This is a genomic window from Segatella copri (genome assembly GCF_026015465.1).
Classification (GTDB): domain Bacteria; phylum Bacteroidota; class Bacteroidia; order Bacteroidales; family Bacteroidaceae; genus Prevotella; species Prevotella copri_E.
On the sequence record NZ_JAPDUQ010000001.1, the window covers coordinates 1,117,018 to 1,139,422 of the forward strand.

The 22,405-nt window shown below is 45.5% G+C and carries 18 protein-coding genes; 13 read left to right on the forward strand and 5 right to left on the reverse strand.

Translation table 11 applies throughout. The features are described from left to right. The first annotated feature begins 42 nt into the window (after positions 1–42). The 7 genes from murD to ftsZ all read left to right on the forward strand — a co-directional run bounded on the left by murD (position 43) and on the right by ftsZ (position 8,971). Positions 43–1,380 carry a UDP-N-acetylmuramoyl-L-alanine--D-glutamate ligase gene (gene murD / locus ONT08_RS04755; protein ID WP_119237211.1) on the forward strand — a complete coding sequence of 446 codons (1,338 nt, stop codon included), beginning with the start codon at positions 43–45 and terminating at the stop codon, positions 1,378–1,380. A 38-nt stretch (positions 1,381–1,418) separates the two neighbouring features. Further along, positions 1,419–2,696 carry an FtsW/RodA/SpoVE family cell cycle protein gene (locus ONT08_RS04760; RefSeq protein ID WP_254972782.1) on the forward strand — a complete coding sequence of 426 codons (1,278 nt, stop codon included), beginning with the start codon at positions 1,419–1,421 and terminating at the stop codon, positions 2,694–2,696. Between the two features lie 91 nt (positions 2,697–2,787). Continuing rightward, on the forward strand, positions 2,788–3,894 hold the full coding sequence (gene murG, locus ONT08_RS04765) for an undecaprenyldiphospho-muramoylpentapeptide beta-N-acetylglucosaminyltransferase (RefSeq protein ID WP_118085859.1): 1,107 nt from the start codon (positions 2,788–2,790) through the stop codon (positions 3,892–3,894). Further along, complete coding sequence (murC, locus tag ONT08_RS04770) at positions 3,894–5,270, forward strand: UDP-N-acetylmuramate--L-alanine ligase (RefSeq protein ID WP_264959362.1); 1,377 nt, start codon at positions 3,894–3,896, stop codon at positions 5,268–5,270. Before murG ends, murC begins: the two co-directional genes overlap by 1 nt. Further along, complete coding sequence (locus tag ONT08_RS04775) at positions 5,271–6,065, forward strand: cell division protein FtsQ (protein WP_117587299.1); 795 nt, start codon at positions 5,271–5,273, stop codon at positions 6,063–6,065. 39 nt (positions 6,066–6,104) lie between these two features. Beyond that, the gene (ftsA, locus tag ONT08_RS04780) at positions 6,105–7,550 is read left to right on the forward strand and encodes a cell division protein FtsA (protein ID WP_022121277.1); all 1,446 of its coding nucleotides are present in this window, start codon (positions 6,105–6,107) and stop codon (positions 7,548–7,550) included. Between the two features lie 89 nt (positions 7,551–7,639). Then, positions 7,640–8,971 carry a cell division protein FtsZ gene (gene ftsZ / locus ONT08_RS04785; RefSeq protein ID WP_117692949.1) on the forward strand — a complete coding sequence of 444 codons (1,332 nt, stop codon included), beginning with the start codon at positions 7,640–7,642 and terminating at the stop codon, positions 8,969–8,971. A gap of 63 nt (positions 8,972–9,034) precedes the next feature. Here ftsZ and recO read toward each other — a convergent pair whose 3' ends face one another. Beyond that, complete coding sequence (gene recO / locus ONT08_RS04790; RefSeq protein ID WP_022121275.1) at positions 9,035–9,760, reverse strand: DNA repair protein RecO; 726 nt, start codon at positions 9,758–9,760, stop codon at positions 9,035–9,037. 233 nt (positions 9,761–9,993) lie between these two features. On the opposite strand from recO, the gene rpsT reads away from it, so the two are divergent. The 4 genes from rpsT (at position 9,994) to ONT08_RS04810 (ending at position 15,895) form a co-directional block, all read left to right on the forward strand. Continuing rightward, on the forward strand, positions 9,994–10,248 hold the full coding sequence (gene rpsT, locus ONT08_RS04795; protein ID WP_006847644.1) for a 30S ribosomal protein S20: 255 nt from the start codon (positions 9,994–9,996) through the stop codon (positions 10,246–10,248). Positions 10,249–10,555: 307 nt separating this feature from the next. Beyond that, positions 10,556–12,526 (forward strand): DNA topoisomerase (ATP-hydrolyzing) subunit B, encoded by a 1,971-nt coding sequence (gene gyrB, locus ONT08_RS04800; RefSeq protein ID WP_006847646.1) that lies wholly within the window; start codon positions 10,556–10,558, stop codon positions 12,524–12,526. Between the two features lie 88 nt (positions 12,527–12,614). Further along, positions 12,615–14,987, forward strand: a complete 2,373-nt coding sequence (locus tag ONT08_RS04805; RefSeq protein ID WP_118085857.1) for a glycoside hydrolase family 95 protein — start codon at positions 12,615–12,617, stop codon at positions 14,985–14,987. A gap of 14 nt (positions 14,988–15,001) precedes the next feature. After that, positions 15,002–15,895, forward strand: coding sequence for a hypothetical protein (locus ONT08_RS04810; RefSeq protein WP_264959363.1), 894 nt, complete (start codon positions 15,002–15,004; stop codon positions 15,893–15,895). A gap of 82 nt (positions 15,896–15,977) precedes the next feature. Here ONT08_RS04810 and ONT08_RS04815 read toward each other — a convergent pair whose 3' ends face one another. From ONT08_RS04815 to gpmI, 3 genes are all read right to left on the reverse strand, one after another. After that, positions 15,978–16,613 carry a DUF3109 family protein gene (locus tag ONT08_RS04815; protein ID WP_022121271.1) on the reverse strand — a complete coding sequence of 212 codons (636 nt, stop codon included), beginning with the start codon at positions 16,611–16,613 and terminating at the stop codon, positions 15,978–15,980. An 87-nt stretch (positions 16,614–16,700) separates the two neighbouring features. Then, positions 16,701–17,366, reverse strand: coding sequence for a uracil-DNA glycosylase (locus ONT08_RS04820; RefSeq protein ID WP_264959364.1), 666 nt, complete (start codon positions 17,364–17,366; stop codon positions 16,701–16,703). A gap of 102 nt (positions 17,367–17,468) precedes the next feature. Further along, entirely contained in the window at positions 17,469–18,992 is a 1,524-nt protein-coding gene (gpmI, locus tag ONT08_RS04825; protein ID WP_117587081.1) for a 2,3-bisphosphoglycerate-independent phosphoglycerate mutase, read from the reverse strand. A 199-nt stretch (positions 18,993–19,191) separates the two neighbouring features. Here gpmI and ONT08_RS04830 point away from each other — a divergent pair, with 199 nt between their 5' ends. Together ONT08_RS04830 and ONT08_RS04835 are read left to right on the forward strand one after the other, a co-directional pair. Beyond that, positions 19,192–19,530 carry a helix-turn-helix domain-containing protein gene (locus ONT08_RS04830; RefSeq protein WP_117587082.1) on the forward strand — a complete coding sequence of 113 codons (339 nt, stop codon included), beginning with the start codon at positions 19,192–19,194 and terminating at the stop codon, positions 19,528–19,530. Continuing rightward, entirely contained in the window at positions 19,527–19,820 is a 294-nt protein-coding gene (locus tag ONT08_RS04835) for a hypothetical protein (RefSeq protein WP_259301850.1), read from the forward strand. The genes ONT08_RS04830 and ONT08_RS04835 overlap by 4 nt, the downstream gene beginning before the upstream one ends. Positions 19,821–19,952: 132 nt before the next feature. Here the strand turns inward: ONT08_RS04835 and ONT08_RS04840 are convergent, their stop codons facing one another. Next, on the reverse strand, positions 19,953–22,304 hold the full coding sequence (locus ONT08_RS04840; RefSeq protein ID WP_264959569.1) for a beta-glucosidase: 2,352 nt from the start codon (positions 22,302–22,304) through the stop codon (positions 19,953–19,955). Positions 22,305–22,405: the final 101 nt, after the last annotated feature.

Consider the following 22,405-nt stretch of genomic DNA (forward strand, 5'->3'; position numbering starts at 1 on the left):
ATACAGGCTCTTATCAGCCCGACAAGTATAGAGAATAAGACAATGAGCAAAATTGTAATTTTAGGAGCTGGCGAAAGTGGCGCAGGTGCAGCCGTGCTGGCAAAGAAAGAGGGATTCGAGGTCTTTGTTTCAGACATGTCAAAGATCAAGGATAACTACAAGAAGTTGATGGATGACCACAACATCGAATGGGAAGAAGGTCACCATACAGAAGAAAAGATTTTAGATGCAGATGAAGTCATCAAGAGTCCGGGTATTCCTAAGGAAGCACCTATGATACAGAAACTGATGGCTAAGGGTACACCTATCATCAGCGAAATAGAATTTGCGGGCAGATATACTGATGCCAAGATGATCTGTATCACGGGAAGTAACGGTAAGACAACCACTACCTCGCTGATTTACCACATCATCAAGTCGGCTGGCTATGATGTAGGTCTGGCAGGCAACATCGGAAAGAGTCTGGCCCTTCAGGTGGCTGAAACTCCTCATAAGTACTACGTCATCGAGCTGAGCAGTTTCCAGCTCGACAATATGTATGAGTTCCGTGCCAATGTGGCCATCCTGCTCAACATCACTCCAGACCATCTGGACCGCTATGAGTTTAAGATGCAGAACTATACCGATGCCAAGATGCGCATCACCCAGAACCAGACAGAAGAAGACTGCTTCATCTTCTGGAACGATGATCCTATCGTTACAAAGGAGCTGGCTAAGTACAACCTCAAGTCACATCTCTGCCCATTCTCTGAGTTCAAGGAGGAAGGTTGCGTTGGCTTTATCGAAGACGGCAAATACAAACTCAACTTCCCTTCAGACTTCGAAATGCCACAGGAAGACATGAGTCTACGCGGCAAACACAACATCTATAACAGTCTGGCTGCAGGTCTGGCATGCAACATCGTAGGCATCGACCACGAGACCCTGCACAAAGGCTTGAGCGACTTCCCTGGTGTAGAGCACCGTCTGGAGAAAGTGGGCAAGTTCCAGGGCGTTTACTATGTGAACGATTCAAAGGCTACCAACGTAGATGCCTGCTGGTATGCGCTGGAGAGTATGACCACCCCTACCATCCTTATCATCGGCGGTAAGGATAAGGGAAATGACTATAACCAGATCAAGGACCTGGTAAAGGAGAAATGTGCTGGTATCGTATATCTCGGAGCCGACAACCAGAAGTTGCACGACAACTTTGACGCACTCGGCATCCCTGTACGCGACACTCACAGCATGAAGGATTGCGTGGCAGCCTGCCAGGAATTGGCAAAGCCGGGCGATACCGTACTCCTCAGCCCATGCTGCGCAAGTTTCGATCTCTTCAAGAACATGGAAGATAGAGGCGAGCAGTTTAAGACGCTGGCAAGAGCTATCGGAGAATAACAGTTTTCAAAAAATAGAACAGATAGAACTATAAAGAAATGAATAACAAGAGCATTGGTAATATTTTCAAGGGAGACAAGGTGATCTGGATGGTCTTCTTCTTTCTCTGTATGATAAGCATCGTGGAGGTATATTCTGCCTCCAGCTCCTTGTCGTACAAGACAGGAAACTACATGGCACCTGTCATCCGCCACATCTTGCTCTTGGGAGGCGGTCTGTTCACCATGATTTGCATGCTCAAGGTGAAATGCAAGTACTTCAAGATTGTTACCCCCGTCGTGATGGGCATCTCATTACTGTTGCTCGTTCTGGTCTTGGCTACCGGTCAATCTACCAACGGAGCCTCCCGATGGTTCTCTCTGATGGGCATACAGTTCCAGCCTTCAGAAATAGCAAAGGGAGCGGTAGTACTGGCTGTAGCTCAGATTCTTAGTGCTATGCAAACAACTCAGGGAGCCAACAGGAAGGCATTCAAGTTCATACTTGTAGCAACTGCTCCATTTGTAATTCTCATCGGACTGGAAAACTTATCCACAGCCATGCTCCTCAATATCACAATCTTAGCCATGATGCTCATCGGACGAGTGCCGATGAACCAGATTGGCAAGCTGGTGGGACTGGGCATGATTGTCATCGTCACAGCCTTTGCAGGTATCATGATAGTAGGACAGGACAAGGGCGAAGAGGGCAATAAACAGGAAAATATGCTGACCGAGAAGGTTGAGCAGGAACAGAACAAGCCTAACATGGCAGAAAAGATGTTCCATAGAGCCGACACCTGGAAAGCCCGTATTGACAAGTTTATGAACTCAAAGCCTGTAGCCCCACAGGATGTCGATCTCGACAAAGATGCCCAAGTGGCACATGCCAACATCGCCATCGCCTCTTCCAACATCGTAGGCAAAGGGCCTGGAAACTCAGTAGAAAGAGACTTCCTCTCACAGGCGTTCTCAGACTTCATCTATGCCATCATCATCGAAGAGATGGGTATATGGGGAGCCGCACTGGTTGCATTCCTCTACATCATCCTCCTGTTCAGAGCTGGCAGAATAGCCAACAGGTGTGAGAACAATTTCCCTGCCTTCCTCTGCATGGGACTCGCCATCATGCTGGTTACCCAGGCACTCTTCAACATGGCAGTAGCAGTAGGTTTGGCTCCTGTTACAGGACAGCCACTACCACTCATCAGTAGAGGTGGTACATCTACCATCATCAACTGTCTGTACCTGGGCATCATCCTGAGTATCAGTAGAACAGCCAAGAAGAAAGAGATACCTCAAAATGAGCTCGACGACAGCAAAATGGTGGCTGCCTGACAAGAGTTTTATAAATTAAGGTGAAAAAATGGCAGAAAATGCCGTTAAATCGATATTTTTTTATACCTTTGCGTTATAAACATGAACGGATATGAATAATAAATTAAGAATTATCATAAGCGGAGGCGGCACAGGTGGTCACATCTTCCCTGCCGTATCCATTGCAAACGCCATCAAGGCGAAGCGCCCTGATGCTAAGATTTTGTTTGTAGGTGCACTCGGCAGAATGGAAATGCAGCGTGTACCTGCTGCGGGTTATGAAATCAAGGGCTTGCCTATCTGCGGCTTCGACAGAAAGCATCTGCTCAAGAACATCGCCGTACTCTTCAAGATATGGAAGAGCCAGCACATGGCAAAGAGCATCATCAAAAACTTCAAGCCTATGGCGGCTGTGGGCGTAGGTGGCTATGCTAGCGGTCCGACTCTCAATGTTTGTGCCAGCAAAGGAATACCTTGCCTCATCCAGGAGCAGAATTCATACGCTGGTGTAACCAATAAACTCTTGGCCAAGAAGGCTGAAAAAATCTGTGTGGCTTACGAAGGAATGGAGCGTTTCTTCCCTGCAGACAAGATTATCATGACCGGTAATCCTGTTCGCCAGAATGTATTGGAAACTACCATCACCCCGGAAGAAGCACGCAAGCAATTCGGTCTCGACCCAGAAAAGAAGACCATCTTGCTCGTAGGTGGCAGCCTTGGTGCAAGAACCATCAACGAGAGTGTGCTCCAGCACCTCGACCTGGTGAAAGAAAGCGGCGTACAGTTTATCTGGCAAACAGGTAAATACTATAATGCTGCCATCATGGAGCAACTGAAAGGTCAGGAGCTGCCAATGCTCAAGGTTACTGATTTCATCAGCGACATGGGTGCAGCTTACAAGGCAGCCGACCTGGTTATCAGCCGCGCAGGTGCCAGCAGTATCAGCGAGTTCTGCCTCATCGGCAAACCGGTTATCCTGGTTCCAAGCCCTAATGTGGCTGAAGACCACCAGACCAAGAACGCCATGGCATTAGTCAACAAAGATGCTGCCATCTACGTAAAGGATGCCGATGCACCAGAGGTATTGCTCAAGAAAGCAGTTGACACGGTAAAAGACGAGGCTAAGCTCGCTTCGCTCTGTGAGAATATCAAGAAATTAGGATTAAAGAACTCTGCCGACGTCATCGCCGACGAAGTAATCAAATTAGCAACAAAGTAATGGAAATAAAAGATATTAAAGCAGTTTATTTTGTAGGAGCGGGCGGCATCGGAATGAGCGCCATCGCCAGATACTTCCTCAGCAAGAAGCTGGTTGTAGCCGGATATGACAAGACTCCATCCAATCTAACTCATGAGTTGGAGAAAGAGGGAATGCTTATCCACTATGAGGAGAATGTTGACCTCATACCAGAAGCCTGCAAGGACGCCAAGACAACATTGGTAGTCTACACACCGGCAATTCCTGCAGAACACAAGGAACTGGTTTTCTTCCATGAGAATGGCTTCACCATCGAGAAGCGAGCTCAGGTTCTGGGTACATTAACCCGTACACATAAGGGACTGTGCGTAGCGGGTACACACGGAAAGACATCAACATCTACCATGTGTGCTCACATCATGCACCAAAGCCATATTGACTGTAATGCCTTCCTGGGAGGTATCTCAAAGAACTATGGCACCAACTATATCCTCTCCGACAAGAGCGACTATGTTGTCATTGAAGCAGATGAGTTTGACCGCAGTTTCCACTGGTTGCGCCCATGGATGAGCGTCATCACGGCTACAGACCCAGACCATCTCGACATCTACGGCACCAAGGAGGCTTATCTGGAGAGTTTCCGTCACTATACAGAACTGATCCAACCGGGCGGTGCACTCATCATCCACAAAGGTCTGGAGATGAAGCAACACGTACAAGACGGTGTCAAGATATACGAATACAGCCAGGACGAGGGCGACTTCCACGCTGAGAACATCAAGATTGAGAATGGAGGTATCACCTTTGATTTCATCTCTCCTTTCGAGAACGTAACGGGCGTAGAACTCGGACAGCCTGTGCCTATCAACATCACAAATGGTGTGGCAGCAATGGCAATGGCACAGTTGAATGGTTGTACAGCCGATGAACTCCGTAACGGCATGAAGACCTACGGAGGAGTTGACCGCCGTTTCGACTTTAAGATCAAGAATAACAAACTGGTATTCCTGTCTGATTATGCTCATCATCCAAAGGAGATATATCAGAGTGCTAAGAGTATCAGAGAGTTATACAAGGACCGTAAGATAACAGCCATCTTCCAGCCTCACTTGTATACTAGAACCCGCGATTTCTATAAAGATTTCGCAAACAGTTTGAGTCTCTTGGACGAGGTTATCCTCTGCGACATCTATCCAGCTCGCGAGCAGCCTATTCCAGGAGTAACCTCCAAGCTCATCTATGACAATCTGAAACCAGGTGTAGAAAAGAGCATGATTCACAAAGAAGACGTTCTTGACCTGGTAAAGAATCGAGACTTCGATGTTCTAGTTATCTTAGGAGCTGGCGATTTGGACAACTATGTTCCACAAATTACCAAAATACTTGAAGAGAAATAAATGCATATCAATTGGAAGAAAACCATCATCATCGCACTGGATTTAGTACTCGGTACTTATCTGGTATTCGCTTTCACCAGGTTTAACAAACCTGATGAAACGAAGTTGGTATGCACCAAGGTGAACATCAATATTCAAGATGAGATGACGAATGGCTTTCTGAATGCGAAGGAAATCAAGAAACGACTGGAAGCCAGGAAACTCTATCCGCTGGGGGAACCGCTCAAAGAGGTGAACGCCCGCATGATAGAAGAAACCTTGAAGACCAGTCCTTTCGTCAAGACGGCAGAATGTTCAAAGACTCAGGATGGTCTTGTTGACATCTACCTCACCCAACGCATGCCAATCGTCAGAATCAAAAGCATCAGCAACGAGGACTATTATATTGATGACCACAATCAGATCATGCCCAACACGAACTATACATGCGACATTATCATCGCAACGGGCTACATCAACAAGTGGTATGCTAAAAAATACATCTCATTACTAAGCAAAGCGCTGATGACGAATGAACTCTGGCGAAACCAGATAGAACAGATCCATGTCCTGCCTGATAGAGGAATAGAACTGGTACCGCGAGTAGGCAACCACATTATATATATAGGTAACCTGCCAGAGACCAACCTCATCGACAAACGAGAGCAAGCCATCAACGATTTCGTCAACAAGAAGATGAATCGATTAGAGAAATTCTATAAGTATGGACTCTCACAAGCTGGCTGGAACAAGTATTCGTATATCAATATCGAATTCGACAACCAGATCATATGTAAAAAGCATCAAAATAGCTAATTAGAAAATAGAAACAGATTAAGATAACATATAAGAACTATGCCAAAGGAATTTATTGTAGCTATCGAACTTGGCTCATCTAAGATGACAGGTATAGCAGGTCAGAAGAATTTGGACGGCAGCATCACCGTACTTGCCACCGTAGAGGAAGATTCATCTTCTTGCATCAGAAAGGGTGTGATCTATAACATTGACAAAACCTGCCAATGCTTGACCAACATCATCAAGAAGTTAAAGAATATACTGAAACAGGATATTACCCAGGTCTATGTAGGCGTGGGCGGTCGCTCTATACGCAGTATCAAGAATGTCATTGTCAAGGATCTCCCAGGTAACACCATCATCTCACAAGAGATGATCAATGAACTGATGGATATCAACCGCAACATGACCTATCCGGACCAGGAAATCCTGGATGCTGCAACTCAGGAATACAAGATAGACAACCAATACCAGATAGACCCTGTAGGAATACAGTGTAACCATCTGGAAGGCATCTTCCTGAATATACTTTGGCGCAAGAACTTCTATAACAATATCAATACCTGTTTTGAAAATGCCAACATTCCTATTGCAGAAATGTACCTGGCTCCTTTAGCTATGGCTGACAGCGTTTTGACAGACTCAGAAAAGCGTGCAGGCTGTATGCTTGTTGACTTGGGTGCCGATACGACAACCGTTTCTGTATATTATAAAGGTATACTTCGTCATCTCTCTGTCATCCCATTGGGCGGCGGCAACGTGACCAAAGACTTAACTTGTCTTCAGATTGAAGAGCCTGATGCTGAAAAGATGAAACTCAAGTATGCCAAGGCTTATACCGATATCAACAATATCGACCCGACCCTGAACTACCCTATCGACAAGGATAGAGTGGTTGAAAGCAAGAAGTTCATCGAAATCGTAGAAGCACGCGTAGAGGAAATCGTAGAAAACGCATGGTTCCAGATTCCTGTGGAATTCTCAGATAAGCTGTTGGGGGGTATCATCCTTACAGGTGGCGGCAGCAACATGCCTGAAATCGATAAGGTTTTCAAGACACATACCCACATCGACAAAGTACGCATTGCCAAGTTTGTTTCTCAAACAGTCAACTCCAAGGATCCTAAGATTACCAATCACGATGGTACAATGAACACCGTATTGGGACTCCTGGCAAAGGGAGACATGAACTGTGCAGGTGACGAAATCGGCACTGATCTCTTCAGCAATTCTGCAGAAAAGCCAGTAGCAGCCGAGCAGCACAAGGCTCCTAGAAACCCTAACGAGACTGCCGGCAAGGGCGTTGTTCTTACTGCGGCAGAAAAAGCGGCTGCTGACGAGGCTGCCCGCAAGCAAAAAGAACTGGAAGAAGCTGAGGCAAGACTTCTGGCAGAAAAAGAAGCCGAAGAAGAAGAAAAGAGACGCAAAGAAAACAGTCTCATCCATAAAATGATGAGAGGTTTCAAGAAGTTTGTGAAAGATACCATTTCTGAAGAAGAATAAGATGCCAAAGACCAGGCTATCAGAAAACAGATTTCACAACAGGTTAAATAAAAAATCAGATAGATAAACCCTATAAAGATTATACGACTATGCTAGATAATGGAAACGCTCCTCATATTCTTGACTTTGGGGAACCTGAAAAAGAAAATAGCATCATCAAGGTGATTGGTGTTGGTGGTGGCGGTGGAAATGCCGTCAACCACATGTACCGCGAAGGTATACACGATGTAACATTCGTACTCTGCAACACAGACAACCAGGCACTTAACGACTCACCTGTGCCTGTACACCTGCAGCTAGGTAAGGAAGGTCTGGGTGCAGGAAACAAACCTGCCAAGGCACGCCAGGCTGCCGAAGAGACTCTTGAAGATATCAAGAACATGCTCAACGATGGAACAAAAATGGCATTCATCACAGCGGGTATGGGTGGCGGTACCGGTACTGGTGCAGCACCTGTCATCGCCAGAGTAAGTAAGGAGTTAGGTATTCTTACCGTTGGTATCGTAACCATCCCATTCCGTTTTGAAGGTCCTAAGAAGATTGACCAGGCATTGGATGGTGTAGAGGAAATGTCGAAGCATGTAGATGCCTTACTGGTAATCAACAATGAACGTCTTCGCCAGATTTATCCAGACCTTGCCGTTCTCGATGCCTTCGGCAAAGCTGACGACACCTTGAGTGTAGCTGCCAAGAGTATCGCTGAAATCATTACCGTACATGGTCTCATCAACCTCGACTTCAATGATGTGAAGACCGTACTGAAAGATGGCGGTGTGGCTATCATGAGTACAGGTTACGGTGAGGGAGAAGGAAGAGTAAAGAAAGCGATAGAAGATGCCTTGAACTCACCACTCCTTAACGATAATGACGTATTCAACTCTAAGAAGATTCTGCTCAGCATCGCATTTGCAAGCGAGAAGAAAGATAATCCTGGCTTGACCATGGACGAGATGAATGATGTCAACGACTTTATGGAGAAATTCGGTGACGACTTCGAACTGAAATGGGGTCTTGCCATTGACCCTGAATTGGGAAGCCGCGTAAAGGTAACCGTTCTCGCAACAGGTTTCGGACTCGAGGATGTAGAGGGAATGAACCGCCACCTCAAGAAACATACTGAGGAAGAATCTCGCCGTCTCGCTGAAGAAGAAGAGAAACGTGCTGAAAGAGAAGACCGCCGCAAGCGCTATTATGGCAGCGATGGCAATACGACACAGTATAAGCGTCATCCACACATATTCCTGTTCCGCCAGGAAGATTTGGATAACGAGGATGTCATCCTTCAGGTAGAAAACACGCCTACCTATAAGCGTACCCGACAGACTCTGGAAGAAATCCGTAATATAGCTTCCGGTAATACAGAACCGAAAGAAGACAATAATGATGATGCTACAGTACAGGGCGTTATCAGTTTTGCCTAAACAGAGGACATAGCCAACGTCTGTTTCCCGTTTACATCAAGCAAGCGAGGAAGCCTGAAAAGACTAAGCAAACAGTTCCTGAAGAACAGCAAAACTCTTCATTTCCGGGAAGCCTGGCAAATGAAGTTTATAATACTCCAATATCACCTCTACACACCTGTTTCGTTCCATACGAGACATTGTGTAGAGGTGCATTGTTTTATAGTCTAAACGGAACAAAGACACAAGCCGCATAGAATCTTCCTTATTTAAATAATGTACATGCGAAGGAACATGAGCTGCAAAACATCCATCTACCAAATCAAAATAATCGCCAGACATACCGCTCTCTATATTGGGCATAAAACCCAAATGAAAAGAGAGCTGAATCATAAAGACTATATGGAAATTGGCAATAGCACCTTTAGCATGGTCTAACCATTCGATACTGTCCTGTATGAAAAGATAGAGCGCACCATTAGCCTGCTCATGACGGGTAGCATATGAAAGCAGTTCTGCCAAGAACATGGAAATGCCAAGTTTGTATGGAGAAAAAGGGATATCAGAGAATGGAATCTGAATCGAAACATCCCTAAGGCGCTGCAGATTTGATTTGGGACGATAATCAAATTCTAAATTCAAGACCATGAGCGGTTGGAAAAGCTGCCGTTTCATCTTCCCCTTAGATGACTTAGGCACACGTACCATAAAGGAGAGTCTTCCCAACTTTTCGGTGAAGAAATCCACGATAAGTTGAGAGTCCCCATACTTGATGGTTTGCAATACGATAGCACTAGTTTTTATCTCCATTTTGCCTAATATTAGTGAAAAACAGGGCAAAAATACAAAAAAATGCGCATTTAGCGAAAATTTTCTATGAAAAATTTGCTAGATTCAAATAAAAGTAGTAACTTTGCACCTGCAAATAAGCAATGGTCCCTTCGTCTATCGGTTAGGACGAGAGATTTTCATTCTCTAAAGAGCAGTTCGACTCTGCTAGGGACTACAAACATTTAAGAAATAAAAAAAATAACATAAAGAAGATGGCAAATCACAAATCATCAATCAAGAGAATCCGTCAGGACAAGAAGAAGGCTTTGCACAACAAGTATTATGCAAAGACTATGCGCAATGCTGTCCGCAAGTTGCGCAACATGTCTGACAAGGAAGAGGCTGCAAAGCTCTATCCTACAGTTCAGAAGCTTTTAGACAAGTTGGCTAAGATCAACGTTATCCACGACAACAAGGCTGCAAACTTGAAGTCTGGTCTTACAAAGCACATCGCTAAGTTGGCCTAACTTATAAGTCAAAGCAAAGAAATAAATAAGGCTGCAATCCTATTATAGGGTCGCAGCCTTATTCTTTTCTATGAACCCGACTACCCATTTCCTGCATCATAAAATCTTCCCATCACAACCGGTTTATACTACAACATACCCTATAAAAATGCGCAAAACGATTATTAAATAGCTTTTTCAAGACACTTTTGCCGCTAAAGTTCACATTCTACGTTTTTTCTTCACTTTTTGGTGATTTTTCACAAACAAAAGTTCCTGTTTCTCAGCTTTTTTTAGTATCTTTGCACGGAAATAAGACAATACTAAAATGGCAGAAAATCAAAACAACGCAAATAATTACTCTGCGAGTAACATTCAGGTTCTGGAAGGCCTGGAAGCTGTTCGCAAACGTCCGGCGATGTATATTGGTGACATCTCCGAAAAGGGGCTTCATCACTTGGTAAACGAGACAGTAGACAACTCTATTGACGAAGCAATGGCGGGCTACTGTACCGACATCGAAGTTACCATCAACGAAGACAACTCTATCACCGTAGAAGATAATGGTCGTGGTATCCCTGTGGATATGCACGAGAAACTACATAAATCAGCCCTCGAAGTCGTTATGACCGTGCTTCACGCAGGTGGTAAGTTTGACAAGGGTTCTTACAAGGTATCTGGCGGTTTACATGGTGTGGGTGTAAGTTGTGTGAATGCACTTTCTACCCACATGTTGTCACAGGTGTTCCGTGGCGGCAAAATCTACCAGCAGGAATATGAGAAGGGTAAGCCTCTCTATCCGGTTAAGGTGGTAGGTGAAACCAACAAGCGCGGTACACGCCAGCAGTTCTGGCCAGATCCAACCATCTTTACTCACACTGTCTATAAGTGGGACATCATTGCCAACCGTATGCGCGAGTTGGCATTCCTCAATGCAGGTATCAAGATTACCTTGAGAGATTTGCGCCCTGACGAGGAAGGTAAGACCAAGGAGCAGGTTTTCCACGCTAAGGATGGTTTGAAGGAATTTGTCCGTTACGTAGACCGTCACCGCACTCATCTCTTCGATGATGTTATCTATCTGAAGACAGAAAAGCAGGGTATTCCTATCGAGATTGCTGTGATGTACAACACAGATTACTCTGAAAATATCCACTCATACGTCAATAACATCAACACCATTGAGGGTGGTACCCACCTGACTGGTTTCCGTATGGCGTTGACCCGCACCTTGAAGGCTTACGCAGAAGCTGACCCAACCATCTCTAAGCAGATTGAGAAGGCAAAGGTAGAGATTGCACCAGAAGACTTCCGCGAGGGCCTTACTGCCGTTATCTCCATCAAGGTAGCTGAACCTCAGTTTGAGGGACAGACCAAGACCAAGCTCGGTAACAGCGAGGTACAAGGTGCCGTTCAGCAGGCTGTAAACGAGGCTTTGTCTGATTATCTGGAAGAACATCCAGACGAGGCAAAGCGAATCTGCGAAAAGGTTGTCCTGGCTGCTACGGCCCGCATAGCTGCCCGCAAGGCACGTGAGAGTGTACAGCGCAAGAACTTCATGACAGGTGGTGGTCTTCCTGGTAAACTTGCCGATTGCTCAATGAAGGATCCTAAAGAATGCGAGATCTTCCTCGTCGAGGGTGATTCCGCCGGTGGTTCTGCCAAGCAGGGTCGCGACCGTTTCCGTCAGGCTATTCTCCCATTGCGTGGTAAGATTCTGAATGTAGAAAAGGTACAGTGGCACAAGGTATTCGAAGCTGAGTCTGTCATGAACATCATCCAAAGTATCGGTGTCCGCTTCGGTGTAGATGGCGAAGACAGCAAGGAGGCTAATACCGACAAGTTGCGTTACGACAAGATTATCATCATGACCGATGCCGACGTCGATGGTTCTCACATCGACACATTGATTATGACACTCTTCTATCGTTTCATGCCAAAGGTTATTGAAGAAGGCCATCTGTATATCGCTACCCCACCACTCTACAAATGTACTTATCGCAGCAAGGTAAGCGAGTATTGCTATACAGAGCAGCAGCGCCAGGCATTCATCGACAAGTATGGAGATGGAGTAGAAGACAAGAATATTCACACCCAGCGATACAAAGGTTTGGGTGAGATGAACCCAGAGCAGCTTTGGGAAACTACTATGGACCCATCTACACGCTTGCTCAAGCAGGTTACTATCGAGAACGCAGCCCAGGCTGATGAGATCTTCTCTATGTTGATGGGTGATGATGTGGAACCACGCCGCGAATTTATCGAGCAGAATGCCACATACGCAAACATCGACGCTTAAGACAATTCAACTAATTTACATAAGGGGCTGTGCCATTTACCTACAAATGACACAGCCTCTGCTTGTATAAAACCCAACAAACCAACTTATGAAACATTTACTTATCTCTTGCCTATTACTCTCTGCAGCAGGCACACTTCAGGCTGCCCCGAAGAGTAATATTCCACCGCTGAAGCTTTGGTACAATAAACCGGCTACAACCTTTGAAGAATCACTACCTATCGGTAACGGCAAGTTAGGTGCATTGATTTATGGTGGAGCCAACAATGACTCTATCTATCTCAACGACATCACCTTGTGGACAGGAAAGCCTGTCAATCGTGAGGAAGGAGGGGATGCCTACAAATGGATACCTAAGATTCGCGAGACTCTGTTCAAAGAAGATTACAAGGCAGCCGATTCTTTACAACTGCATGTACAAGGACACAATTCAGAATATTATCAGCCACTTGCCATCATCAACATCAAAGATGCAAATAAAGGACAATTCAGCAACTACAAGCGCGAATTGAGCCTTGACAACGCTATGGCTGCATTGAGTTATACAAGAGAGGGAATAAAATACCAGCGAGAGTATTTCGCATCACATCCGGACAAGATGATTGCTATTCGCCTGACAGCTTCCCAGAAGAAAGCCATCAACTGCGATATCTCTCTCACCTCTCTAATTCCTCATCAGGTAAAAGCTTCCAATAAGCAGCTCACCATCACGGGGCATGCTATGGGAAAGCCTGAGAACAGTACCCACTTCTGCTCCATCCTCAGCATCAAGAACCAGGACGGAACCATTACAGCCGATGATTCTACTCTCCATCTGCAGGACGTAAGCGAAGCGGTTATCTATTTAGTGAATGAAACCAGCTACAACGGATTCGACAAGCATCCTGTAAAAGAAGGGGCTCCATATATTGAAAAGGTTAACGACAATGCCTGGCACTTGGTCAACTATACCTACCCAGAGTTAAAACAGCGTCATATAACCGACTATCAGAACATCTTCAACCGTGCCAAGTTTGCACTCAAAGGAGCTAAGTTCGACAACAGACGAACCACCGACCAGCAACTCTTTGATTACACAGAGAAAGAAGAGCAAAACCCTTACCTGGAAATGCTATACTTCCAATATGGAAGATATCTTCTGATCAGCTGTTCGAGAACTCCCGGCATTCCGGCCAATCTTCAGGGTCTTTGGGCTCCGGCACGAAAATCTCCTTGGCGTGGAAACTACACCATCAACATCAATCTGGAAGAAAACTATTGGCCAGCAGAAGTTACCAATATGTCTGAACTAGTAATGCCTGTAGACGGACTGGTGAAAGCCATGTCTGTAACAGGAAAATATACAGCAAAGCACTATTATGGAATTGAAAATGGCTGGTGCGGTGGACACAACACTGATGCATGGGCGATGACAAACCCAGTTGGAACCCAAAAAGAAAGTCCTAAGTGGAGCAACTGGAACATGGGAGGTGCCTGGCTTGTACAAACCTTATGGGATCACTACGATTACACCCGCGATAAGGAATATCTGCGCCATACAGCCTATCCATTGATGAAAGGTGCAGCAGACTTCATGCTTGACTGGATGATAGAGAACCCAAAGAAGCCGGGCGAACTGATTACTGCCCCTTGCACTTCACCAGAGGCAGAATATATCACCGACAAGGGCTATCAAGGCTGTAGTTTCTATGGAGGTACCGCCGATCTTGCCATCTTGAGAGAATTGTTTAAAAACACACTCAAAGGTGCTCAGATCCTCGGTATTGATCAAGCTTATCAGGCAAAGTTACAGGATGCAATCAATCGTCTCCACCCTTATCAGATAGGAAAGCGTGGCAACCTGCAGGAATGGTATTACGATTGGGAAGACCAGGACTGGCATCATCGCCACCAGTCACACCTTCTCGGTTTACACCCATTCTATCAGATTTCATTAGATAAGACTCCTGATTTAGCTGCAGCTGCTGCCAAGACTCTTGAGATAAAAGGAGACTTCTCTACCGGTTGGAGCACAGGATGGCGCATCAGTTTATGGGCTCGCCTGCACAGAGCAGACAAGTCATATTCTATGATCAGGAAATTGCTTAACTATGTACATCCGGGCAATTACAACAATCCGAAGAATCGCCCTTCAGGAGGAACCTATCCAAATCTCTTCGATGCTCACCCACCATTCCAGATTGATGGCAACTTCGGAGGCACAGCAGGTATATGTGAGATGCTGATGCAATGCGATGGCGAGACTATGCATCTTCTTCCTGCTCTACCTAAAGAATGGCCTGCAGGCGAAATTAAGGGTATCAAAGCACGTGGAAACTACGAGATTAATCTCGTATGGAACAATGGAAAGGTCAGCAAAGCTTCCATCACCAGCAAGAATGCCGGAAACCTGACCGTCAAGTATAATGGTAAGCAGAAAGCATTAAATTTCAAGGCTGGCGAAACCAAACTCATAAAATAGACAAATTATCATCTATGAGATATTTTACAATTCTCATCTTTACAACTCTCTGGGTGCAGAATTCCTATGCACAGGAATTCGGTACCCATTGGGTATCATACCCATTCCCCAACGATTCTTCTGAGATATTATACAGGAAAATCTATCATCTTGATCAAAAGCCTTTAAAGGCTGAGATAAACATGGCTAGTGGAGGAAATACCCGCCTATACATCAACGAAAGAAATGCTACGCCAAGCATTTTCAACGAAGGAGCCAGAGACAGCATCCTTCTGATGCAAACCATAGATATCTCCAGATATCTGAAAAAGGGCGAAAATATTATTGCGGTCTGGTATGCACCAGGAAGAATAAGAAATAAGAGCAAACAACTCTCGCTGGAATTCCATGGCTGGTATATAGGCTCTGTTCCTTTTTATCATAAAGCAGACGAAACATGGTGGTGCAAACCCCTGAAGGGCGGCAGTTACAACGAAAAAGAACACTTTGACAATAGAATATACACTACTGAGTGGAAATCGGCTGAATACCAATCTGCAGGATGGGTTCATCCGACAGGTGCTTTCAAAGATTCAACAAACTATATCTTTGTTGACCAGCTGCCATACCTCACCCAGAACAAGCTTCAAATGGTATTAGAACCATACCAGGAGGAATTTGATCATCAAGGATGCCGTATAGACTTCGGACGTCCGTTCCGTGGAACCATCAGGCTCACGATACGCAATGCCAGCAAAGGAACAACACTTCATATTAACGGAAACCAATATGTATGCAGTGGCGAAATGGACGAGCAAGCCTATTACCGCATCCATGCTGAGCATCAAAAAGATTTCGTGATAACTTGGGATAAAGGTTTTAGAAGAAGTAATATTACAAATATAGAAGGATTAGAGATTTCGGAATAAGCTCAACAGCGTTTTGAAATCTCTTTTTTTATAAAACAAAAAAGACTTCGGAACAATTATCTTCCAAAGTCTCTAACTGAATTTAGTCTTCCAATTCCGCAAGCACTTGCTCTGCCACTTCGCAAAGTTCATCATACCATTCCTTGCCGAATTTCTCTACCAACGGACCCTCCAGGAATTTATAAACAGGAAGATTCAACTCCTCTCCTTTCTTGATGGCATCCTTGCAGATACGCCACTTGTTATAGTTGATGCCATACACCTCGTTGCCGAAATCCTTAGCACGGATAGGATACAAGGCACAGGAGATAGGCTTCTTGAACTTCGACTTTCCTTCGCGATAAGCACGCTCCAGGGCACAGAGGCAACAGTTAGGAATCGTATGTCCATCTCCCAAGTCTTTCAAATCCTGATAGCAGGTAAACACACAGTCCTTACCATTCACGATACTCGTTACCAAATCGCCTTCAATATCGGTATAAGCCACGCCCTGCTTATCTATGATAGCCTGGGCAGAAGCCGAGAGATCATCCCAAACCACATCGAGCGCATCCTCTATCTCCATGATTTCATCCAGGGTAACAGGAGCTCCCGCATCGCCTTCGATGCAGCACTCGCCCTTGCAGGCATCAAGGTCGCAACAGAATTTTTCGGTGATAATATCAGGTGAAACCAATACGTTGCCCACCTGCAGAATACGCAGTTCGTCTTTCTTCATAATGTTTTTTGAGATGAATAAATATCTTTGATATATTAAATAATGATAGCTACCCATGAGTGGATAGCTATATATAATTAGGTGTGCCTACCATTGGATAGGCGAAATACCATTCTGCTGCAGATACGCATTGCAGCGGGAGAAATGATGATTGCCAAACCATCCGCCACGGTTGGCAGATAATGGCGAAGGATGCACACTTTCCAATATCAGGTGCTTGCTCGTATCGATGAGTTTCGCCTTGCTTCGGGCATAACCGCCCCAGAGGATAAACACCAGATGTTCCTTATCCTTGCTGAGTGCCTTGATGGCTGCATCGGTAAACTCCTCCCAGCCTTTGCGCTGATGACTTGCTGCTTGATGGGCACGAACGGTAAGCGTGGCGTTGAGCAACAAGACTCCCTGCTTTGCCCAGCGGGTCAAATCGCCCGTGGCTGGCATCGGAGTGCCGAGATCCATCTGAATCTCCTTGAATATATTAATCAATGATGGCGGGAAGGTGATTCCATCCGGCACAGAGAAACTCAGTCCCATTGCCTGCCCCGGCTCATGGTATGGATCCTGTCCGATAATCACTACCTTTACATCATCAAAAGGACAGAGATTGAAGGCATTGAAAATCAAACGCCCAGGAGGATAGCAGGGTGTACGCAGGTATTCCTCTTTCACGAAGTTTGTGAGGTCAACAAAATACTGCTTGTCGAACTCTTCTCCTATATGCTGTTTCCAACTTTCTTCTATCTTTACGTTCATGCTTAATATAAATTCAAAAGTATCTTAAGATACTTACGCAAGTATCCTAAGATACGTGGCCAAGTATCTTAGGATACTTTTTTGAGGTATATAAAATCGTTTTTACTTGTTGTCAGAAATCAAGTTCTCACCAGTCATGTCTGCTGGCTGCTCCAATCCCATGATATGGAGGATAGAAGGAGCAACGTCTGCCAAACGGCCATCCTTTACAGTAGCTGAGTTGTTGTCAGTTACGTAGATGAATGGAACTGGGTTCAAAGAGTGAGCGGTGTTTGGTGTACCGTCCTCGTTGATAGCGTGGTCTGCATTACCGTGGTCAGCGATGATGATAGCCTCATAATCGTTAGCCTTGGCAGCCTCGATAACGTCCTTTACGCAGTTGTCAACAGCGTGAACAGCCTTAGCGATAGCGTTGTAGATACCTGTGTGGCCTACCATATCACCATTAGCGAAGTTTACAACGATGAAGTCGTACTCCTGTGTGTTGATAGCACCAACCAACTTATCCTTTACCTCGTAAGCGCTCATCTCTGGCTTCAGGTCGTAAGTAGCCACCTTTGGAGAAGGAACCAGAATACGGTCCTCGCCCTCGTATGGAGTCTCACGACCACCATTGAAGAAGAATGTTACGTGAGCATACTTCTCTGTCTCTGCAGTATGGAGCTGCTTCTTGCCCTGTGCGCTCAAGTACTCACCGAGAGTGTTCATTACGTTCTCCTTAGGGAAGAGGATGTGAACACCCTGGAAGCTAGCATCGTATGGAGTCATGCAGTAGTACTGCAAGTCCTTGATGGTGTGCATGCCTTCCTCTGGCATATCCTGCTGAGTCAACACCTGTGTCAACTCCTTGGCACGGTCGTTACGGTAGTTGATGAAGATAACAACATCACCCTCCTGGATAGTACCGTCAACCTTAGAGTTATTGATTGGCTTGATGAACTCGTCTGTTACGTCCTCATCATAGCTCTCCTGCATTGCCTTTACCATATCGTCAGCCTGCTTACCCTTACCCTCAACGAGCAAGTCGTATGCTTCCTTTACACGGTTCCAGCGCTTGTCACGGTCCATAGCATAGAAACGACCTACGATGCTTGCGATGTGTGCACCGTTCTTGTCGCAGCAAGCCTGAACCTCCTCGATGAAGCCCTTACCGCTCTTAGGGTCTGTATCACGACCATCCATGAAGCAGTGAACGTATGTCTCCTTCAAACCATATTCCTTACCAATCTCAATCAACTTGAAGAGGTGATCCAAAGAAGAGTGAACACCACCGGTAGAAGTCAAGCCCATCAAGTGGAGCTTCTTGCCAGTCTTCTGAGCATAGCTGTAAGCGTTGATGATCTCCTGATTCTTCAAGATGTCACCGCTCTCGCAAGCCTTGTTGATCTTAACGAGGTCCTGATATACCACACGACCTGCACCGATGTTGAGGTGACCTACCTCTGAGTTACCCATCTGACCGTTAGGAAGACCTACGTCCTCGCCACAAGTCTGGAGAGTAGAATGTGCTGAAACTGCTGTCAAATAATCGAGATAAGGAGTTGGAGTCTTGAAGATAACATCACCCTTATCATGCTTACCGATTCCCCATCCGTCGAGAATCATTAAAAGAGCTTTTTTTGCCATAATTACATAAAATAATTTAAATTCGAATTTCGACTGCAAAGTTACAGTAAATCGGAGACAAAACAAAACAAAAGAGGTTTTTTTTTGTTTTTTTATTGTTAAGAGGGATTTTAACTTTTTTAGTTCATTTTTATTTGGAACATAATAATCTTTTTTGTATCTTTGCAACTGATAATATCTTATTATTATCCCCATAATTATGCAAGAAACGAATAATATATTAGCAATATTAGATAACTACCTCCACGACAATCCTGATGAGATTGCAAAGGAGATGGCAAACGACTTCAGAAAACGAAGAATAGAGAAGAATCTGACACGTGAGCAAGTGGCAGACAAGTCAGGCGTTGCCGTCAGCAACATCACCAGATTCGAGCAAAAAGGCCTCATCTCCCTCAAGAATCTGATAGGTATCGCCATAGCTTTGGAATACACCTCAGAAATCAAGAACGTCTTCTCGCAACCCAAGTACTCCACCATGGAGGAGTTGCAACAGATAAAAAGAAACGCTAACAAGAAAAAGGCTTACAGACAATGAAACATATAGAATCTTTAGCCGTGAAATATCACCAGGAGAAAGTCGGCACACTGTCATTGAGTGCAAATGGAAAGATATGCACCTTCAAGTATGACAATCATTGGTTGGTCAAGTTTCGACATACCTACGGCCTCACCCATTGCACCGAGGGATATAATGGTGAACACGCAACATCTGTAAATGGAACTGGAAATCCGACCGTAGAGGATATGATTGCCGTTGGCGTAAAGAACAAAATGAAGGAAAAGAGATGCCGCGAAATCTACGAAGAGGTAACCGAACAATGCTAGAATAAAAGCGAACTATCTGCGTGCGCTGTGTGGTCTATTCCTTAAACGGAATTACAATAAAAACGCCTCTATCTCTTTTTCTAGGATAGAGGCGTTTCTGTTTAATCTATTTCATTTTGCACAAACCACGAATTATTTCTGCTTCAGATAGTTCAACTGAACCTTAGGAGCGCAAGCATTGCTTGTTTTCTCAGTGTATTCTGCCACCTTCAAAGTAGCAGTACCCTTGATGTTCTCTACATCACTACCTACCTTGAAGAGATAGTTACCTGCATCTACCTTCCACTGGCTGTTGGCCTCATCGAAGCTGGCAAGATCGCGCTTTTCGAGGGTCATCTTCAAAGTCTGGCTCTCACCTGGTTTCAGTTCTCTTGTCTTGCCGAAGGTCTTGAGTTCCTTGGCTGGTTTCTCGTAAGCGCCCTTAGGAGCGGTAACATAAACCTCAGCAACTTCCTTGCCGGCAACCTTACCGGTATTCTTGATGGTTACGCTTACCTCAATGTTATTGCCTTTTGCCTTGACAGATGGCTTGCCAAACTCGAAGGTAGTGTAGCTCAAGCCATAACCGAAAGGATAAGCCACATTTTTTTTGAAGGTATCAAAGTAGCGGTAACCTACGTAGATATCCTCCTCGTGGTTGCTATAGTCGTAACCCTTGATGTTGCCCTTGCTCCAATCCTGCAGATTCTTGTAGGTGTACATATCGTAATCCTTGGCGAAGTTGGCGGTAGAAGGATGATCGGTAGCTGCAATAGGCCAGGTCATGGTCAACTTACCCGATGGATTCACCTTGCCAGTCAGGATATCAGCTACAGAGTTACCACCCTCGATACCAGGCTGCCAAGCTACGAGAATAGCATCCACACGGTCTCTCCAGCTGGCTGTCTCCATCACAGAACCAGAGTTGATGATTACAATCACCTTCTTGCCTTTGGCATGGAAAGCATCAGATACACGGAAAATCATATCCTGCTCTATCTGACTGAGATTGAACTCACCATTGATCTGGCGATCCATTCCCTCACCTGCCTGACGGCCGATGGTGATGATGGCAGCATCCGCCTTTGGCTCCTCACCGGCTACACAACGCTCAGTAATCTCGATTTCATCGAGCTTTGGCTGTCCCTGATCCAGGAACCACATCATCGGATTCTTGTCTGCCTTCAACTTAGCCTTGGCATACTTTACATAATTCTGATAGATTTCTGTAAGCTGAGGAGTAGTTGCCACGCCGATGTTCTTCAAACCGGTAACCATATCCACAGAATAGCCAACATTAACGGCTCCACTGCCAAGACCACCCGACATGAAGTCGTAAGAGTTGACACCGAAGAGTGCCACGGTCTTCAAGCCCTGAATAGGAAGAGCGGCATCATTCTTCAGGAGCACCATACCCTCGGTAGAACTCTGACGGGTGATGGCTGCATGAGCCTTCAAGTCTGGCTCTCCACTATATTTATATCCCTTGAATCGAGGAGTCTTCACGATATATTCGAGCATACGGCGAACATTGCGGTCCACATCCTTGATATCCAGCTTGCCATTCTTTACGGCATCAACAATATCCTGTACCTGTGCAGGATAACCCGGCATCATCAAGTCGTTGCCAGCCTCAACTTCCTGCTCCAGCGGAAGGTCGGCACGCTTACCAATCCAGTCGGTCTCTACGATTCCCTTATATCCCCAGTCGTTGCGGAGAATATCTGTAAGGAGGCCCTTGTTGCCCTGGGCATACACACCATTAATCTTATTATAGGCAGACATGATAGTCCAAGGATTGCTCTTGCGAACCATCATCTCGAAACCCTTCAGATACAATTCACGGAGAGCACGCTGGCTCAATCGCTCATCCACCTTGGTACGGTCAGTCTCCTGGGAGTTCACGGCAAAGTGCTTGGCACTTACACCCACGCCCTGGCTCTGCACACCCTGTACAAAGGCAGTTCCGATAAGACCTGTTACGATTGGATCTTCTGAATAATACTCAAAGTTACGGCCACAGAGCGGATTGCGATGCAGGTTCATACCCGGTCCGAGCACAACATCACAGCCATACTCGAGGGTTTCATTACCGATAGCCTCACCCACCTTGCGCACCAGGTCGGTGTTCCAGGTAGAAGCCAGACAGGTTCCGATAGGGAAACCGGTAGCAAAGTAGCTACGGCTGTCACCTTCGCGATGAGCATCGATATGAACACCGGCAGGACCATCACACTGTACGGTAGTAGGAATACCGAGACGAGGGATGGCTACAGTAGTACCCGCAGCACCCGGCACGAACTTCTTCTGATGTCCGAGCATAGCGCCACTGCCCACGAATCCATCGTTACCACCACCCACCAGCATCTGGGCTTTCTCTTCCAAGGTCATCGCCTTGATTACTTCATCGATGTTGTTGGCATTCAGTTTTGGTGCAGATTGCGCCATCATTGTAGTTGCCATCGCTCCTGCCGCAATGGTAAGAGCCAATTTCTTGTAGTTCATCATTTTGTCGTTTATTTAGTTAGTCATTATTATTCTATTCTTTTAGTCGTTTCATCAGGCTTATGCAGCCCCAAAGGTTACTGCATTTCTTCAAAAACTTG

Coding starts and splice junctions, on each gene's coding strand:
- murD (WP_119237211.1), top strand. CDS start 43: ATGAGCAAAATTGTAATTTTAGGAGCTGGCGAAAGTGGCGCAGGTGCA.
- ONT08_RS04760 (WP_254972782.1), top strand. CDS start 1,419: ATGAATAACAAGAGCATTGGTAATATTTTCAAGGGAGACAAGGTGATC.
- murG (WP_118085859.1), top strand. CDS start 2,788: ATGAATAATAAATTAAGAATTATCATAAGCGGAGGCGGCACAGGTGGT.
- murC (WP_264959362.1), top strand. CDS start 3,894: ATGGAAATAAAAGATATTAAAGCAGTTTATTTTGTAGGAGCGGGCGGC.
- ONT08_RS04775 (WP_117587299.1), top strand. CDS start 5,271: ATGCATATCAATTGGAAGAAAACCATCATCATCGCACTGGATTTAGTA.
- ftsA (WP_022121277.1), top strand. CDS start 6,105: ATGCCAAAGGAATTTATTGTAGCTATCGAACTTGGCTCATCTAAGATG.
- ftsZ (WP_117692949.1), top strand. CDS start 7,640: ATGCTAGATAATGGAAACGCTCCTCATATTCTTGACTTTGGGGAACCT.
- recO (WP_022121275.1), bottom strand. CDS start 9,760: ATGGAGATAAAAACTAGTGCTATCGTATTGCAAACCATCAAGTATGGG.
- rpsT (WP_006847644.1), top strand. CDS start 9,994: ATGGCAAATCACAAATCATCAATCAAGAGAATCCGTCAGGACAAGAAG.
- gyrB (WP_006847646.1), top strand. CDS start 10,556: ATGGCAGAAAATCAAAACAACGCAAATAATTACTCTGCGAGTAACATT.
- ONT08_RS04805 (WP_118085857.1), top strand. CDS start 12,615: ATGAAACATTTACTTATCTCTTGCCTATTACTCTCTGCAGCAGGCACA.
- ONT08_RS04810 (WP_264959363.1), top strand. CDS start 15,002: ATGAGATATTTTACAATTCTCATCTTTACAACTCTCTGGGTGCAGAAT.
- ONT08_RS04815 (WP_022121271.1), bottom strand. CDS start 16,613: ATGAAGAAAGACGAACTGCGTATTCTGCAGGTGGGCAACGTATTGGTT.
- ONT08_RS04820 (WP_264959364.1), bottom strand. CDS start 17,366: ATGAACGTAAAGATAGAAGAAAGTTGGAAACAGCATATAGGAGAAGAG.
- gpmI (WP_117587081.1), bottom strand. CDS start 18,992: ATGGCAAAAAAAGCTCTTTTAATGATTCTCGACGGATGGGGAATCGGT.
- ONT08_RS04830 (WP_117587082.1), top strand. CDS start 19,192: ATGCAAGAAACGAATAATATATTAGCAATATTAGATAACTACCTCCAC.
- ONT08_RS04835 (WP_259301850.1), top strand. CDS start 19,527: ATGAAACATATAGAATCTTTAGCCGTGAAATATCACCAGGAGAAAGTC.
- ONT08_RS04840 (WP_264959569.1), bottom strand. CDS start 22,304: ATGAACTACAAGAAATTGGCTCTTACCATTGCGGCAGGAGCGATGGCA.